Origin of the sequence: Paenibacillus xylanivorans (assembly GCF_001280595.1) — a bacterium.
Classification (GTDB): domain Bacteria; phylum Bacillota; class Bacilli; order Paenibacillales; family Paenibacillaceae; genus Paenibacillus; species Paenibacillus xylanivorans.
In genome coordinates this window covers 291,853-305,680 of record NZ_LITU01000053.1, presented here as the reverse complement: position 1 = coordinate 305,680, position 13,828 = coordinate 291,853, and the positions used below count along the sequence as shown (strand labels likewise).

Below are 13,828 nucleotides of genomic sequence, written 5' to 3'. Positions count from 1 at the left end.
TATTTTAGCACAGGTGTCGCCTTTTCTGAAAGTAATGTAAACATCTCATGCAACCTCGCTTTTATATTACAAACAAACTGCCTTTAATTTATGGAACAATTATACTCAAAATACCCTTGCGCTGCCGCTTGTTTGGCATTTGTAAACACTTCTTCGGCTCTGTAACCATTGTTACATGTGGAAGGATAATAGTATTTAATTCCACTTACCGGATCCACTCCGCCAACGATCGCTGTTTTCTTCACCAGTCTACCACCACCAATGGCATAATTGTTCATCTTTTGGTTACCTACAGGTATTCCCTGAATAAAAGCCATAAGCCCCGTGTCATTAATCGAGTTGTACCAATCTTCCTGAGAAATCAAAGGCATGGTAAAGGTGTAGGAAACACCATTCCTTCTTGCAAACTCATTATGCCTGTTAATAACATCTACCAAATCTTCCTGCACACTTGTCACGATGCGACTTCGTCTGACCTGCTCAAACGTCTCGGCATTCTGAAGCAGAGGGATTTGCGTGCTGGAGGCCAATTCTTTCTGAAAACCCTCCACCCACTTGCCCAAGCCTGCATCATAGGCATACACATACCCATCGAGTGTGAAGTTAATACTGCTGCCATTTGAATCAGAATATGTATAGGGCTTTTTGGGACTCCAAACCTGCCGGAATGAATCTTCAAGGTTTCCAGTCATTTCTGTTTCGTTTGCAAAAATATAGTAACCATCATAATCCAGCACAACCATTGCAGGAATGTAATTAAACATGGCCCGAATAGCAGCAGGATCATCCTGAATTCCCATATTTAAAGCCATTGTTTGGGTAAACGTTGTCAAGGCAAGCTCTTTGTCCGCTTTAACAAATTTGGTCGAATCATACCCTGCTTCATCGTTTTGCTTCTCATTTTGATGCATCACAGCCCCTGCATCCAGTACAGCAGTCTGAAGTGCCATCTTATATTGATTACTTAAATATTGGGCCTCTTGGGCATTGTTTGTGTTGTGAGAGATAACCCAGAATATAGGTGAAAAGATAAGCACAAACACAATGGAAAGATCAGTAATCTTCATTAAGCACCATACCCCCATATGTGGTAAATACGGCTGCAGCCTGTACAGTCCCGTTCAACCACTCACGAATCAGCATGGCAGGTGTACGATTCGTATTTTTGACGGTTACTGTGAAGAAATCCCCCATTGCCAGTGTATATCTTCGCCCAGCATCATCTGAAGCCATCGAACCAGAAGAAGGAAACAACTTTGCTTTGATCTGAGCTGAATAATAGCCATCCTGTACAGTCTCATAGGTTCCTGAGAATGTGCTCTGATCCATCGGATCTGAGTAATGAGGTACATATTTTTTATGCAAGTGTTCCATGGCAATTTCATAGGCGTTACCCGTTCGAGCCATCTGCTCTTCGAACTCTGCATACATACCGGGCGAAATATATCCCTTTGTTCTGACCGCATCAACAAAACGTGTAACCGTCTGAACAACAGTCATTCGTGCCATGTCATCCTGTCGATCTGCAGTCTCTGCTGCCGGGTATACATAAAGCAAAATCACTGCCAGCAAAACTGCTAGCAGCTTGGATGCGGCATTAATCAAGGTGTACTGGCCTCCTTCCAAAATGCAATCTTCAGCAGTTCGCCAGCCTCACTTCTTATGAACTCAGGTCTATACGAGGTAGCAAGCTGGACAGGTACGGTTCCTCTTCTGTTTACAAGGGGATCAATGACATATGCATTCCCGTCCACCTCTACGCTGACCGTTGTCCCTGTCATTTGCCTCACAGTATGTATGACTTCAGCACCACTATAACTGGTTGGCTCACTGATGCGTAATGTAGTGTTCAGTCGCCCTTCCATCTCTGCTGTCGTCTTCACCAAGTGATTCAAAGCGTCTGATAGAACCCTAACATTTTGCTGCCCGTACAGGCAGGCTGTCACAAAAAGGACAACCGCCGTACAGAACAACATAAGTTGCTGTGTATTCTGGGACATCTTAAACCAACTCCTGTCAGGATTGCTGGAAAATAAGCCCTCTTACTACATTAGATCTGTCTTTTACAATAATCGCTTTGAATTTACCACTTGGATTGACATACTGATTATCTTTTTCACTCATGGTTTGATTAATAATGCCGACTTTATCATCTGGTGCAATAACAGAGCCATAATCGGCATTATTGAGGTCCTGGGAAATGTTTAACTGATTACCGTACCATTGACCTCCTTTATTTTTACCTGTAATAACTTGAATACCGAACTGATCCTTGTCCGCATATTTACGCAACGCGTTCGTAACCTGTGATCCGCTAATGGTAGTTCCGTCATATACCGTAAATGCAGCTTGGGATAACTCGGTCTGGATATCCGCAAAATTGTTCTGCGCCGTTTTGGTTGCCTCCTGAGCCGAAATAAACAACAAAACCACAATCGTAATAAGGGCGATGGTCAGAAATATGCCTGCTGCCACCTTTAAAGCGCTTGATGCATTGTTCATGATAAATCCTCCTAAATTTATTGTTTTTAATTTATTTCAGACTGCGACGTACTGAGTCGTTACAGTTTCTGAATCTGTTCATAATAAATGTTCATTTGCAGGAAACTCATGCCTACCAGCGGAATGACTAGATAGAGGAAGATCAAGGCATACATTGGTGTAAAACCGATCATTCTTCCCCATGATGCTTTGACATCAATCATCTTGGTGTATTCCTGCTTCCGTTGTTCAAAATAAAAGGCCATCATGCTATCCAGATCATCAAATGCTTCTCGGATTGAAATTTTCCCAAGTGCGAGTTGCAGTTTCTCCACCAGACGCTGAAATTCAGGCAAACCGGCATCCTCTTTCAATTGTTCAAGTGCATGCTCCGGCCCATGTTCAAAATGCAACAAACATTTTTGGAGCGGTCTTTTGAAAATGACTGCAAAGCGATTGAGCCATTCCAATATCTCCTCGACAGACATACGGTCCATCTCCCGCAAGATCGAGATCACCGTCTGAAACTGATAGATTTCATGTTTCATATCCATACTGCGCATCTTGCGCTGGAACAACATGAGCCAGATCGGCATGTGATAACCCGTTATACCTATCATCATCGCAATAATCAGCTCCCACCAGTGAAGGTACTGCTTGTTGTATACTTCCAGCTTCTGCAGGATGCGCGCAATGGTTTCCGTCTGTGTATCATGATCCAGTTGCACGGGATTCACGGACTGCAATGCTTTGGAGATCTCATCAAAAGTTGCTCCTCGCTTCATTTCGATGCGCTCGAGTACGGCTTGATCCAAGCTTGTCTTTTCCGTAGCCTGCTTTAATTCCGCCTCTCCCATCGCGCCAAACATCCGGTCATCTCTCACGGGATCATGTAAGATATGATTTCGTTCAAACTGATGCAGCGTAAAGACACAGCCGATGGTCAGGACAAAACAACTTGCAAATAACATCAGCCTTCGTATAGCCAGCCATTCATATTTCAGTTCCGAACTGCTTTCCCGCATCAATCTTACGGTTTGACTGTAATTGGTACTGCCAGGTTTGGCCGCGAACAACAGCGCGACTTTACGAATGAATGTCTGCTTGTATAGGAACTGATCGATTCTGGAGTGTTTGCGCCCTGTCCGATAACGGGTTTCATCATATTGCTGAAGCCTTTGCAAAAGAAGGTAGGAAAGTATGATAATGACATATATCGAAATTTTGATTACAAATCCGATTTTGCTGCGATAGAATTCATCCATAGTCGGAAAACTTCCTCTGGCCCAGCGTTCAATTGGAGCTGTGAACAGAACGGGAGCCAGGGCAATGATATTCAACCCTTTTAACAAATAATCCAATTTGTCCCGCCGCAAAATCTCCAGATGAATTTCCTGCGTCAGATTCCCCAGACCTTTCAAGTAAATCGAACCCTGTGCTCTGTCTTTATCACCAAACTCCATCACCATATATGAAATACCGGCAAAACCTTTAAGAAAACGATTAGGCGCAATCTCATAGTAACGTTCCAATGCTTCGTTTGGATCCGGAGAAGTCAATGCTTCATAGATCAACAGCACTTGTTCCGCAGCCTCACCTTTACCAGCTTCAGCTGCTTCATACAGTGCTTCCTCTACCATTCCATGCTGATGATACCGATGTCTCACGTCGGCAAACAGGTCCAGCATCTGTACCAACAGTCGTTTCTCCATACGATTCAGACACATATCCAGTACAAGACTGTTCAGAACTACAGCGCAGAGTACAGACAATATGACAAAGGCGATACCCGGCTGCATAAGGAAGAGAATTACACTGATGCTCCCGTATCCTCCGAAAATAATTAGAACCACACTCATGGTCATTCGTCTTAATGATGGTTCGTCCCCAACATGCCGGAATGAGATTCGTTTCTGTACTTGTAAAATATAAGCAGAGAGCAGCGGTACTTTCATGCCCCAGCGATAAGACTGTAACAGGAACGATCCCCACCGCAGCGTACGATTTCCGTTCAGTGTAGCGATCTCTATGGATTTACTTGCAGTGTCACCTCCTCTATGACGTAACAGATTCAGTACAAGTAGCGTGATCACCAGACCACCCGCACATATCCCCAGCACCAAAAGAAGAACTAACTTAACGGTCATAGGTATCACCCCAATGTTGCTTGATGAACTGTTCGAACAGCGCAGCGTCCTGTAGTGTCATCTGATCCCGCATATCCATGATGCTGCCCATTGAGATCGGAGCTGTGACGACGTAATTGCCATCCCTGTACTCGATCACATTGCGAAACGTAAAACCCGCCCGTTCTTCCACGCTGTCCCCTTTATTCGCACGTGGCAGACATTCCGTGATTCGTTCTATATATCTTCGTCCCTCTGCGTCCTTTTTCATATGTACATCGAAATTAATGACACTTACTACTTGCTCCTCGGCAATATGTTCATGTTGGAACATACCTGTTTTGAGCAGTGAATTGCGGAGGGAGAAGACCAGATCGCGAAACGTTTTGGCATGATGAGTAAACAGGGTGAACAGGCTGGCAACCTGGGACATCTGAATCATCCATGCGGCTACTTCGTCACTTGCAACCTCACCGAGAATATTTACAGTACCGTCCGTCTTTTTCTGTAAATCCAGTCCCTGTTGACCTGAAATATGTTCCGTCTCCCGGAAGCTTAGAATGTTACGCCGACTGTATATACGTCGCAGCTGTAGCTCGAATGCCATCTCCTGTACACGCAGGGTGTACGAAGCGTAAATATGCTTCACCATCGCCATAAGCAGCGTCGTTTTACCCGACCCTTGTGCTCCTGTTACGGCTGTAATTCGACTGCCTTTCATCAAATATTGCAGCAAAGTGATTGGCAGATCTGCGTTGTTTCCAGTAATCAGCTGTTCCAGTGAAGCATTCGGAATATCGAATTTCCGGACAAAGAATGCCCATGATTCGGCAAAGGGAGGTCGGACAACAACGACACGTGATCCGTCCTTCATCTCGTTCACCTTGTATCCATTCGCTTCCGAAAGCTGTCCCGGATAGTTGTATTTGTAAATATTTTGACATACCCTCTTCAGTTCACGGATACTGCCAAATGACAGGAAGGACAGGTGAATGGACTTACCTTTATAGAAGATCCAGACACTTTCCATTCCACTAAGTGGTTGTTCAAGGAGAGCATCTTCAAGTCCATCCTCCAACAGATCGTTCCACGAAGCTGGCTGTCGTAGCCCCATATCCTGAACAGCATCCAGCATGCCGCTAACACCACCACTAACGCCATCTATTCGTTGATCTCTTATTTCATCAACAACCGAGAAGCCTTTGTAATGTTGATAGATGCGTTGAACGATGATATCTGTTTTTTCTCTGAATCCAAGCTCTCTATACTCACACTCAAACACATATCGAATGTCCTCCTCGGAGATATAGTAACTTCCTCCGTCATCTGCACCTTCACCCAGCCTCAGTCTGCCAAGATCATAAGTGTCAATCATACGTGACAAGGCATCAACACCAAATTGCTGCCGGTATAGATAAAACACGATTTCGAATTGATCCTGAATCGTCAGCAACTCAGTTTCACCAAAATAAATGACCTCATCAATATTTGACTTATTAAGTCCTATGCTGCGAGTAAGCAGATCACCGATCAAATTTTTGACATACGTTTTGTCACTGATGCTTCCTGATACACAACCTTTAAGAGCCTTGCGCATCTCGGCACGCTGATTGATTCTTCGGCGATATTCTTCTTCATGCAATCCGGCATCAGCAAGTTGACTATGACTAAGCTCATGAAGCGAGTTTTTTACTTTCTCTGTCAGCACTTCAATCGTGAAGGATTCTCGCTCAGGAGCACGGTTATTCTTTTCACGATGGGAAGCTCTATATTTGAACCAAACATACGCAAGGCATAACAGCAAAATTAAAATTAACCATAGGGTATTCCAGAGCATCGGAGGTTCAGGCTCCCCTTTCCAGCCTCTTTAGTATGGTACGCATCCCTGCGCCGTCCATAATGAGGCGAGCGAGTTCAGCCATACTTGCGGCAAAGCTCCCTTTACGAATGTCTTTATTGTTACTAAGACCTTCCAATTGCAAGTAAGCGGCCGCATCACGACGATTGAAGGCATCCAGAAATCCGGTGGTATACGGCAACACCGATATCGAACCCTTGTATCGAAAACGCCGACGAATATTGGTAATGGTTGCGCGTGAATGTGGATCATACTTATTCAGTACGACATGCAGCTTCTGATCACTCATACTCTCAGGTCTGATTTTTTCAAAAAAATGCTCCAGGTCCCTCATATTTTGATTCAGGTTCACCACAACATAGTCGGCATGATCCAGCAGAATCTGGGCACTTGTGCCTGTGCGGTCTGCATCCAGAAGGACGAGATCATAGTATTCATTTGCTACGTCCAGCAGCCTTTTCAATGTCTCCACATGCTCTTGTGAGGTACGCTCCAACCTGTTAATTCTGCCAGTCAACAAATCCAGACGGTCTTTAAGGAGTGGCTTGGTATAATCCCTCAAATTATGCTTGTTAAGGCTCCCGCTTATATGCAGTCGTTCTACAGCATCCCATCCCCCCTCCTCAAATGTGAATGCTGAACCCTGGTCCTCTATTTCTTTGGGTGGAAGGGCAGCTTCTGTGCTGCTCCCGACTGGACCTGTATTTACAAGCAAAATTCTTGTCCTATATTGAAGTGCCATCGCATAGGCGCCGATTAACGCACTTGAGGTGCTACCTGTTCCTGAAAATGGACTCCAAAACGTAATGGTGCTCATGCCCTCATCCTTTCTGCTTCTTTCATGGCCCGCCGACTCTGAACATTTTCCCATCCGGTCAACTGCTCCACTAACCTGCATAGCGATTTTTTATAGTTCCGTGACAATGGACCTAGGCGAATTCGACGATGGTGCTCGTTTTCCAGTTTGACTGCTGCAGTCAATTCATCCCAAGGCAACATTAGCGATTCCCCTGTCCATACAAACGGACTACCTTCCAGATATGCCCATAAATATCGAGCTTCCAGTTTGCAATCAACAGCATTAATCAAGATGCGCTGAAACGGCAGTTCTGCTGGCAGGGACTGCTCTTCAAGCAACCGCTTAAGCCAGCCTTTGCCCCGTTCCAGATTGTAGCGTTCATAATCGCTGACCCAGACACGGATGTCTGCGGTGAGCCATAGATCACGTGATGCAAAATGTGATGTTTCCATGTCGTAAAGGACGTAATCATAGGTCTCCAATTTCTCGCCACTCGCTTCAAGATGGCTCTCAACCGCTGTTGAAGTTACGAATTGAAAGGCGATATCAAAACCTTCAAACTCTGTAATACGCAGAGATTGCTGGCTTTCCCCAACGCCGTACCCATATTTCTGCTGTAATGTTCCGTCAACGAGCAAGACACGTTTACCAGAGGCGGCCAGTATTTTGCAAAGGTACAGCATCAGGTCATTCTTCTCGCATAACCCGGCAAAGATCCATGTTTGCATAGCTATCAAACCCTCCTTAAAGTTCTAATACACATTGTTATACGAATTATAAATCGATTCCCCTATATATTTTACTCTCCGCCTGTCAGCAAGCTTGTCTGCTCATCCGCACTCGAAGCTGACGCTGAACCCTTGTCGCTACCGGAGCCATTCGTTCCCGCGCTACCTGAACCGTCATTCCAGATGACACCGTCGGCAGATGAAGAGTTATTCGCTCCAGGACGGTTATTGTAAGACACGGAGGATTGCGCAACATCCTGCTCCACACCTTGGGATGGCGCTGACATGGATGCGGCGAGTGAGCTTTCTAGCGAACTCCGTACTTGCCGCGCTAACTCTACCTCCGCCCGACGCACAAGATTAGGATCACTCTCCAGCAGTTTTAACACTTCATTGTTGGCAGGATATGTCGGGATTGCTGGTGTCTGGAACTGTGGTTCTACATAGGTTAGGGCATAGATTGAAGCTTTATGTAAATAGGCATCTACAATTGCACTTGAAAGGGACAGGATTTCCTCCTCTGTCATCGTAATCCACAGTGTAGCTGCATTTAATCTTTCGACTTTCTTTTTGGACAGGAGAATGTAGTCTTGGCCCGTTGGAAACTGAATACGGATATCAATGTTATCTCCTTTGACGAGTGAAGACGGCAATAAAACGACCTGTAGTTCACGGTTTCTTAAATCCGGTGGTGCCGGGGTATCCTCATACACCATTTCAGTCGTAATGGCTGTTCCTTTTTTTAATTCTATTTTTGCCACTTGACCATCCATCTGCTTGGAGCTGGACCACAGATTCCTTGGTGCCTGTGCATCTGGAACTGCGATGAGTTTGATATCCTCAGGCAATATCGGTTCTCCTGCTTCAACATCCCGTATTGTGACCCAGCCCTGTGCCCCCGAGTTCCACTGTTGCATTAATTCAGCTTCTTTTTGTTCGTAGGCTGACAAGTAACGGGCCTCCACTTCAGACCTGGTATCACTCATGGTTTTGACATTGTAAATGACATATGCCCCAAACAACAGACCAATCGCTCCTGCTCCCGTCAGTCCAGCATAAATCAGTTGACGGCTTTGTTTTCTTAATTTAGACAAAAGAGGCTCTCCTTTCGCAATCTCTTCTAATCATGTACTCTTTTTCTTGCAAAGAATGAACGTTTCTTGGGAAGCTGCCCCATCATATGACTCAGAATATGAGCAAAAACCTTATCCATCTGTGGTTCACGATCGAAGGGATCGATATGTAAAGGCAGACCGTAAACACTGGAAGTGTCCAACGTTTTACGCATACGCTGAACGGCATCAGCAGATGCAAGTGGCAGGCAGTAGATCCATTTGTCTCTTGGGTACCGATTGTGTGAACGGACAAAAGATCCAATCTCCGCCTGTCTCCATTCGGCACCGGAACCTATAACAATGGGCAGATCGGCTCTGAGAAACTCTTCAAGCCTGTTCTGGTCCTGACCACTGCCAAGATCCATCACAATGAACTGATAGCTGCCTCCCAGTAAAGACAGGATGTCTGCGCGTCCCGATTGTTTCCAGTAATGCACACCATCCACTGCAAACTGTCTGCCTGCTGGCACGGGTTTACCGGCATGCGCCACTTGTTGAATTCGTGCAAACGATTGAGATCGTGGCGACATCTCGATTATGGCCACTTTGAAGTTCTGCCGCTCCAGATAGTGACTGATGGCTATGGCCGTATGCGTAACCCCAACTCCGGATGATGCCCCTGTCAAAGCGATCACTCTTGTCCCTCCGCTTATCGTCACCATCATTTCTGAACCACTAGCCGTTATTCCCGGTCTTCGCAGCAGCTCCTTACGAACTTCATCTGCCGACTGAAAGCGCTCGATCGGATTCAGTCGCAATAACCTTCTCGCAACAGGAATATAGGTACGTGGAACATCACTGCGAATGGAACTTTCTACTCCCTGAATCCATTCCGTATACGCTCCACATGTCATGAGATAGAGCAACAATGCTCCAAGCCCATACAGATCAGAACGCGCATCAGTCTGTCCTGAACCATATTGTTCCGGTGCAGCGAAACCGGCCGTTCCCAATTTAACCGTATCATCGACGCTTTGTGCTTTATAGCTCCGCGCTATCCCAAAATCAATCAGTCTGACTTCATGTTCAGGTGTAATCATAATGTTGGACGGTTTCAAATCCCGATAGATGACAGGCGGGTCCAGACTGTGCAAATAACTTAATACATCCAGCAGTTGCAGTACAAACTCCGTCATATGTTCAAGCGGAATCTTCCCGCGACATTGCTTGAAATAGTCACTGAGAGTCAATCCCTCAATGTACTCCATCACAAGATAAGTATATCCGTGCTCATCCGGGACAAAAAAGTCTACAATTTGCGGCAATCTGGGATGCCTAAGAGATGTAAGGAGAGCAGCTTCTGACTCCATACTGCCTTCGTATGGCATCGCCGTCACGCTTTCTTTGATCGCCCAGGTTTTGCCTGGCAACTTCAAATCCTCTGCTTCATATACATGGCTCATTCCACCCGAACCCAGAATGGACACGATACGATATCTGCCCCCCAGCAGGCTTCCTCGCTCGAGCCTAGCCGGATGTCTCATTTGGACTCCTCCTTGTATGTACAACAAAAAAGGGAAAGCTTCACCGAAGCGGAACAGACCGGATATCCGGACTCTTCACTTCGGGATGCTTTCCCTCAACTTGTTATGGTTAATATTGGTATCATTATAGTATAGGCAATAAGGTATTGTAAAGCATAAAATTTAATGCCATTAATAACTTAATACTTAATCATATATAGCGTGATTTCCTCACGGTTGTGAAACAACTGTTTGGAGTGCTGAATCTGCATCCGTGAGCGCTCAAATGTATCGATGACTTCTTTAATCAAAGCGAGCGGCTTCTTATGGAGTAACTTCACTGTCACAACCGCTGTCCCCCCCGATTGAAGGCTGTATAACAAGTCCGATATAAGACGGCTCATCAGCTTGGGACTCCAGCTCATATCACATACAAGCAGATCGAATTCCCCTTCGCGGAAACGTACATCACCTGCATTTTTTTTCAAAAAGGTCAGCTTGGGCGATTCCAACAGGGTCGCATCCATCTTGGCCGGATCAACAGCTGTAACTTCGAGCCCACGCTCAAGCAGGAAAGAGGTCCAACCACCAGGTGCAGCACCAATGTCCAATGCTTTGTGGAAAGAAGTAAAGTCGATACCAAACGTCTGCTCCGCTTCAAGCAATTTGAATTTGGCCCGAGAGATTTGCCCCTCTTCCTTCTGAAAACGAATCGCTCCGCCACTCCAGTCCGACAGATTTTGATCAGGTCTGGATACGCCAGCATATAACATGTCATTCGCAACGAAGACAGATATAACATGATCCGCATCACGGACAACCCACTCACAGCCAAGGTCATCCAGCTTCTCAGTCAACAGTTGTTTCAAAGAAACAGCGTTCTCCTGCCAGAAGGAACCCTCGGTTTTACGAACTTGTAATGTAACTTTAGTGCCTGTTAACTCGGTATGGTTCAGAACAAATGAAATCAATTTTTCCATTGCTTGCGCTGAATCTTCCGTATTTTCCTGAAATTGAACAGGTTGAATATGACGTAAAAACGTCGGGCTATCTTCCAAAAGCTTAGTTGATACCTCTTCTTCCGCAATCGGAAGACCGGCTAGCAGAATTTCACCCGGTACGAGTACCGTGCTCTTGACTGCACCAAACGTACGGCGCAATTCCTCCTGAGCATAGGGTGCAAAGCCATGGTTGGCTGTGCAGATAAAACGGGAGAAGTCTCCTTCACCCCAAGATGACTGTGTACTCAAAATGTGTTACCCTCCAGAACGTACGCGGATCCAGGGACGTCCATCATGCCACTGAATATCAACCGGAACATCGTACGTATGCTTAATTGTATCTTGTGTTAAAACTTCATGTTTGGGACCTGCCGCAGCAATACGTCCATCGCGGATCAAGGCCACATGTGTGAATAATGGTACGATCTCCTCGACGTGATGCGTTACATAAACGACAGTGATATTACGTTTACGCAGTCGATCAATTTCGGCCAACATTTTCTCACGTTCATACAGATCGAGTCCGGCACAAGGCTCGTCCATAATCAGCAATTTGGGATCTGCCATCAATGAACGAGCCAGCATTACTTTTTTGCGTTCCCCTTGAGAAAGGGTGCCGAGTGGATGATTAGTCAGTTTTGCAAAGCCCATTTCATCAAGCAGGTTCATCGCTTTGGCCTTCACATCATCCGGAATCGTTTGATAGAAACGCAAAAAGGCATAAGCGCCTGTTGCGACAACTTCCCATACCGGATCTCGAAGTGTCAGTTTCTCAATCAATGTCTGACTGATATAACCAATTTCTTTCCGAACCTCCCGAACGTCACATTGACCATACAGGTTGCCCAATACTTCGATGCGTCCCTGACTCGGAAACATATACCCATTCATCATTTCCAGCAGCGTTGTTTTACCTGAACCATTGCGCCCGAGAATCACCCAATGCTCGCCTTCTTTAACATGCAGATGGACATCATCCAGAATCTGATTGTCTTCCCGTCTAAGAGAGACATGTTCCATCGAGATTACACTCATTTTAGCACCGCCTTCCGGATTTCCCCTAACAGATGCTCAACAGAGTTCATCCGATATACCATTCTGGGCACATCATGTTCCCCATCAAACAGCATAACCGCAGGGACGCTCGAAATCTGAAATTGCTGCACAAGTTCCGGGATATCGTGAATATTCATCTCGGTCAAAATCCCTTCGGGCAGCAAATGTTCGGCGATTTCAAGCATTCGACGTGCCGCCGCGCAAGTTCCGCATAACGGGGTATAGATAAATACAGCCTGAGGCATGCCTTCCCATACACCACGCATTAACATTTTGGTCGTTATCGGCTTCATCAGCATTCTTCTCCCGCAGCAACACGGAGCATAACCTCACCTGACATCGGACCATTATGGACGGTCACAGAGTCTGGTTTATTACTGTACAACAATTCGTACATTTGACGTTTGCCATACATGCTGGACGTGTGCAAATAGATCTGGCGCGGAAATAAGCCTTCCCGGACGATCGAAGCAGCAACTTCACCGCCATTCGGCGAATCCGGACCCAGCTCATAATCCAGAGATAGAATATCCACGTTACCTTCTCTAAGCAGCATCAGACATTCTTCTGCATTGGTAGCCAGAACAAACCCTTTCGGACATGCCCGGTAATCATCCAAAAAAACATGCATTACAATTGCTCCTCTCCCCATTTAAAGCCAGGAACGCATGAGCTCAATGTCACCACGATGTGTTCCATCTTCGCCTGATTCGGTCTCCAGCACAACTACAGCTTGATGAAATTCAGGCGCACATAACAGTTCCTGCATCGCTTTTGTTCCTATATAACCCTGTCCAATCCGTGCATGTCTGTCCTTGCATGAACCGGAAGGATATTTCGAATCATTAAAGTGAACAGCCGCAAGAGCATCCCAGTATCCCAGCAGTCTGCCTTTCTCCAGCATCGATGCCTCATCGCCTGTCGTCCACATGCCTGAAGCAAAAGCATGACACGTGTCAAAGCAAAAAGCAATATGCTCGGGATAACGGCTTAGCTTGCGAATCTGTATCAATTCTTCCATCGTCGTGCCCATAGGGCCATGATCTCCAGCCTGATTTTCAAGCAGAACCTTAGCCTGGCCATCCCAATCTGCTAAAGCAGTATCCAGACAGGATATGAGATTCTGATATCCTTCCAGTGGTTCATTGCTCTTCAGATGTCCAAAATGAACTACAGTCCCTACTGAACCGCAGGCATCTGC

The 13,828-nt window shown here is 45.9% G+C and carries 15 protein-coding genes; all 15 read right to left on the bottom strand.

Translation table 11 applies throughout. The features are described from left to right. Positions 1 to 83 precede the first annotated feature (83 nt). Entirely contained in the window at positions 84 to 1,067 is a 984-nt protein-coding gene (locus AMS66_RS11390; protein ID WP_053780896.1) for a hypothetical protein, read from the bottom strand. Continuing rightward, complete coding sequence (locus tag AMS66_RS11385; protein ID WP_053780895.1) at positions 1,054 to 1,605, bottom strand: hypothetical protein; 552 nt, start codon at positions 1,603 to 1,605, stop codon at positions 1,054 to 1,056. The genes AMS66_RS11390 and AMS66_RS11385 overlap by 14 nt, the downstream gene beginning before the upstream one ends. Next, entirely contained in the window at positions 1,602 to 2,000 is a 399-nt protein-coding gene (locus tag AMS66_RS11380; RefSeq protein WP_053780894.1) for a hypothetical protein, read from the bottom strand. The genes AMS66_RS11385 and AMS66_RS11380 overlap by 4 nt, the downstream gene beginning before the upstream one ends. 16 nt (positions 2,001 to 2,016) lie before the next feature. Next, entirely contained in the window at positions 2,017 to 2,502 is a 486-nt protein-coding gene (locus tag AMS66_RS11375) for a hypothetical protein (protein WP_053780893.1), read from the bottom strand. 59 nt (positions 2,503 to 2,561) lie between these two features. Continuing rightward, on the bottom strand, positions 2,562 to 4,628 hold the full coding sequence (locus tag AMS66_RS11370) for a hypothetical protein (RefSeq protein ID WP_053780892.1): 2,067 nt from the start codon (positions 4,626 to 4,628) through the stop codon (positions 2,562 to 2,564). Beyond that, a complete protein-coding gene (locus AMS66_RS11365; RefSeq protein WP_053780891.1) occupies positions 4,618 to 6,444 on the bottom strand; it encodes an ATPase, T2SS/T4P/T4SS family in 1,827 nt (608 codons plus the stop codon). The genes AMS66_RS11370 and AMS66_RS11365 overlap by 11 nt, the downstream gene beginning before the upstream one ends. Positions 6,445 to 6,451: 7 nt before the next feature. Next, positions 6,452 to 7,282: an AAA family ATPase gene (locus AMS66_RS11360; RefSeq protein WP_053780890.1), complete on the bottom strand. Its 831-nt coding sequence runs from the start codon at positions 7,280 to 7,282 to the stop codon at positions 6,452 to 6,454. Further along, positions 7,279 to 7,992 (bottom strand): hypothetical protein, encoded by a 714-nt coding sequence (locus tag AMS66_RS11355; RefSeq protein ID WP_053780889.1) that lies wholly within the window; start codon positions 7,990 to 7,992, stop codon positions 7,279 to 7,281. The genes AMS66_RS11360 and AMS66_RS11355 overlap by 4 nt, the downstream gene beginning before the upstream one ends. Before the next feature lie 71 nt (positions 7,993 to 8,063). Continuing rightward, positions 8,064 to 9,086 (bottom strand): SAF domain-containing protein, encoded by a 1,023-nt coding sequence (locus tag AMS66_RS11350; RefSeq protein WP_053780888.1) that lies wholly within the window; start codon positions 9,084 to 9,086, stop codon positions 8,064 to 8,066. Between the two features lie 26 nt (positions 9,087 to 9,112). After that, entirely contained in the window at positions 9,113 to 10,591 is a 1,479-nt protein-coding gene (locus AMS66_RS11345; protein WP_053780887.1) for a serine/threonine protein kinase, read from the bottom strand. A 179-nt stretch (positions 10,592 to 10,770) separates the two neighbouring features. Then, positions 10,771 to 11,820: an SAM-dependent methyltransferase gene (locus tag AMS66_RS11340; RefSeq protein WP_053780886.1), complete on the bottom strand. Its 1,050-nt coding sequence runs from the start codon at positions 11,818 to 11,820 to the stop codon at positions 10,771 to 10,773. Positions 11,821 to 11,826: 6 nt separating this feature from the next. Continuing rightward, positions 11,827 to 12,606 (bottom strand): ABC transporter ATP-binding protein, encoded by a 780-nt coding sequence (locus tag AMS66_RS11335; protein ID WP_053780885.1) that lies wholly within the window; start codon positions 12,604 to 12,606, stop codon positions 11,827 to 11,829. Continuing rightward, positions 12,603 to 12,920, bottom strand: a complete 318-nt coding sequence (locus AMS66_RS11330; protein ID WP_053780884.1) for a thioredoxin family protein — start codon at positions 12,918 to 12,920, stop codon at positions 12,603 to 12,605. Before AMS66_RS11330 ends, AMS66_RS11335 begins: the two co-directional genes overlap by 4 nt. After that, on the bottom strand, positions 12,920 to 13,258 hold the full coding sequence (locus tag AMS66_RS11325; RefSeq protein WP_053780883.1) for a cyclic-phosphate processing receiver domain-containing protein: 339 nt from the start codon (positions 13,256 to 13,258) through the stop codon (positions 12,920 to 12,922). The genes AMS66_RS11330 and AMS66_RS11325 overlap by 1 nt, the downstream gene beginning before the upstream one ends. Positions 13,259 to 13,279: 21 nt before the next feature. Next, the coding region (locus AMS66_RS33665; protein WP_236703340.1) for a TIM barrel protein at positions 13,280 to 13,828 on the bottom strand (549 nt) is incomplete at its 5' end.

Coding starts and splice junctions, on each gene's coding strand:
- AMS66_RS11355 (WP_053780889.1), bottom strand. CDS start 7,992: ATGCAAACATGGATCTTTGCCGGGTTATGCGAGAAGAATGACCTGATG.
- AMS66_RS11370 (WP_053780892.1), bottom strand. CDS start 4,628: ATGACCGTTAAGTTAGTTCTTCTTTTGGTGCTGGGGATATGTGCGGGT.
- AMS66_RS11325 (WP_053780883.1), bottom strand. CDS start 13,258: ATGCATGTTTTTTTGGATGATTACCGGGCATGTCCGAAAGGGTTTGTT.
- AMS66_RS11345 (WP_053780887.1), bottom strand. CDS start 10,591: ATGAGACATCCGGCTAGGCTCGAGCGAGGAAGCCTGCTGGGGGGCAGA.
- AMS66_RS11375 (WP_053780893.1), bottom strand. CDS start 2,502: ATGAACAATGCATCAAGCGCTTTAAAGGTGGCAGCAGGCATATTTCTG.
- AMS66_RS11330 (WP_053780884.1), bottom strand. CDS start 12,920: ATGAAGCCGATAACGACCAAAATGTTAATGCGTGGTGTATGGGAAGGC.
- AMS66_RS11335 (WP_053780885.1), bottom strand. CDS start 12,606: ATGAGTGTAATCTCGATGGAACATGTCTCTCTTAGACGGGAAGACAAT.
- AMS66_RS11390 (WP_053780896.1), bottom strand. CDS start 1,067: ATGAAGATTACTGATCTTTCCATTGTGTTTGTGCTTATCTTTTCACCT.
- AMS66_RS11380 (WP_053780894.1), bottom strand. CDS start 2,000: ATGTCCCAGAATACACAGCAACTTATGTTGTTCTGTACGGCGGTTGTC.
- AMS66_RS11365 (WP_053780891.1), bottom strand. CDS start 6,444: ATGCTCTGGAATACCCTATGGTTAATTTTAATTTTGCTGTTATGCCTT.
- AMS66_RS11360 (WP_053780890.1), bottom strand. CDS start 7,282: ATGAGCACCATTACGTTTTGGAGTCCATTTTCAGGAACAGGTAGCACC.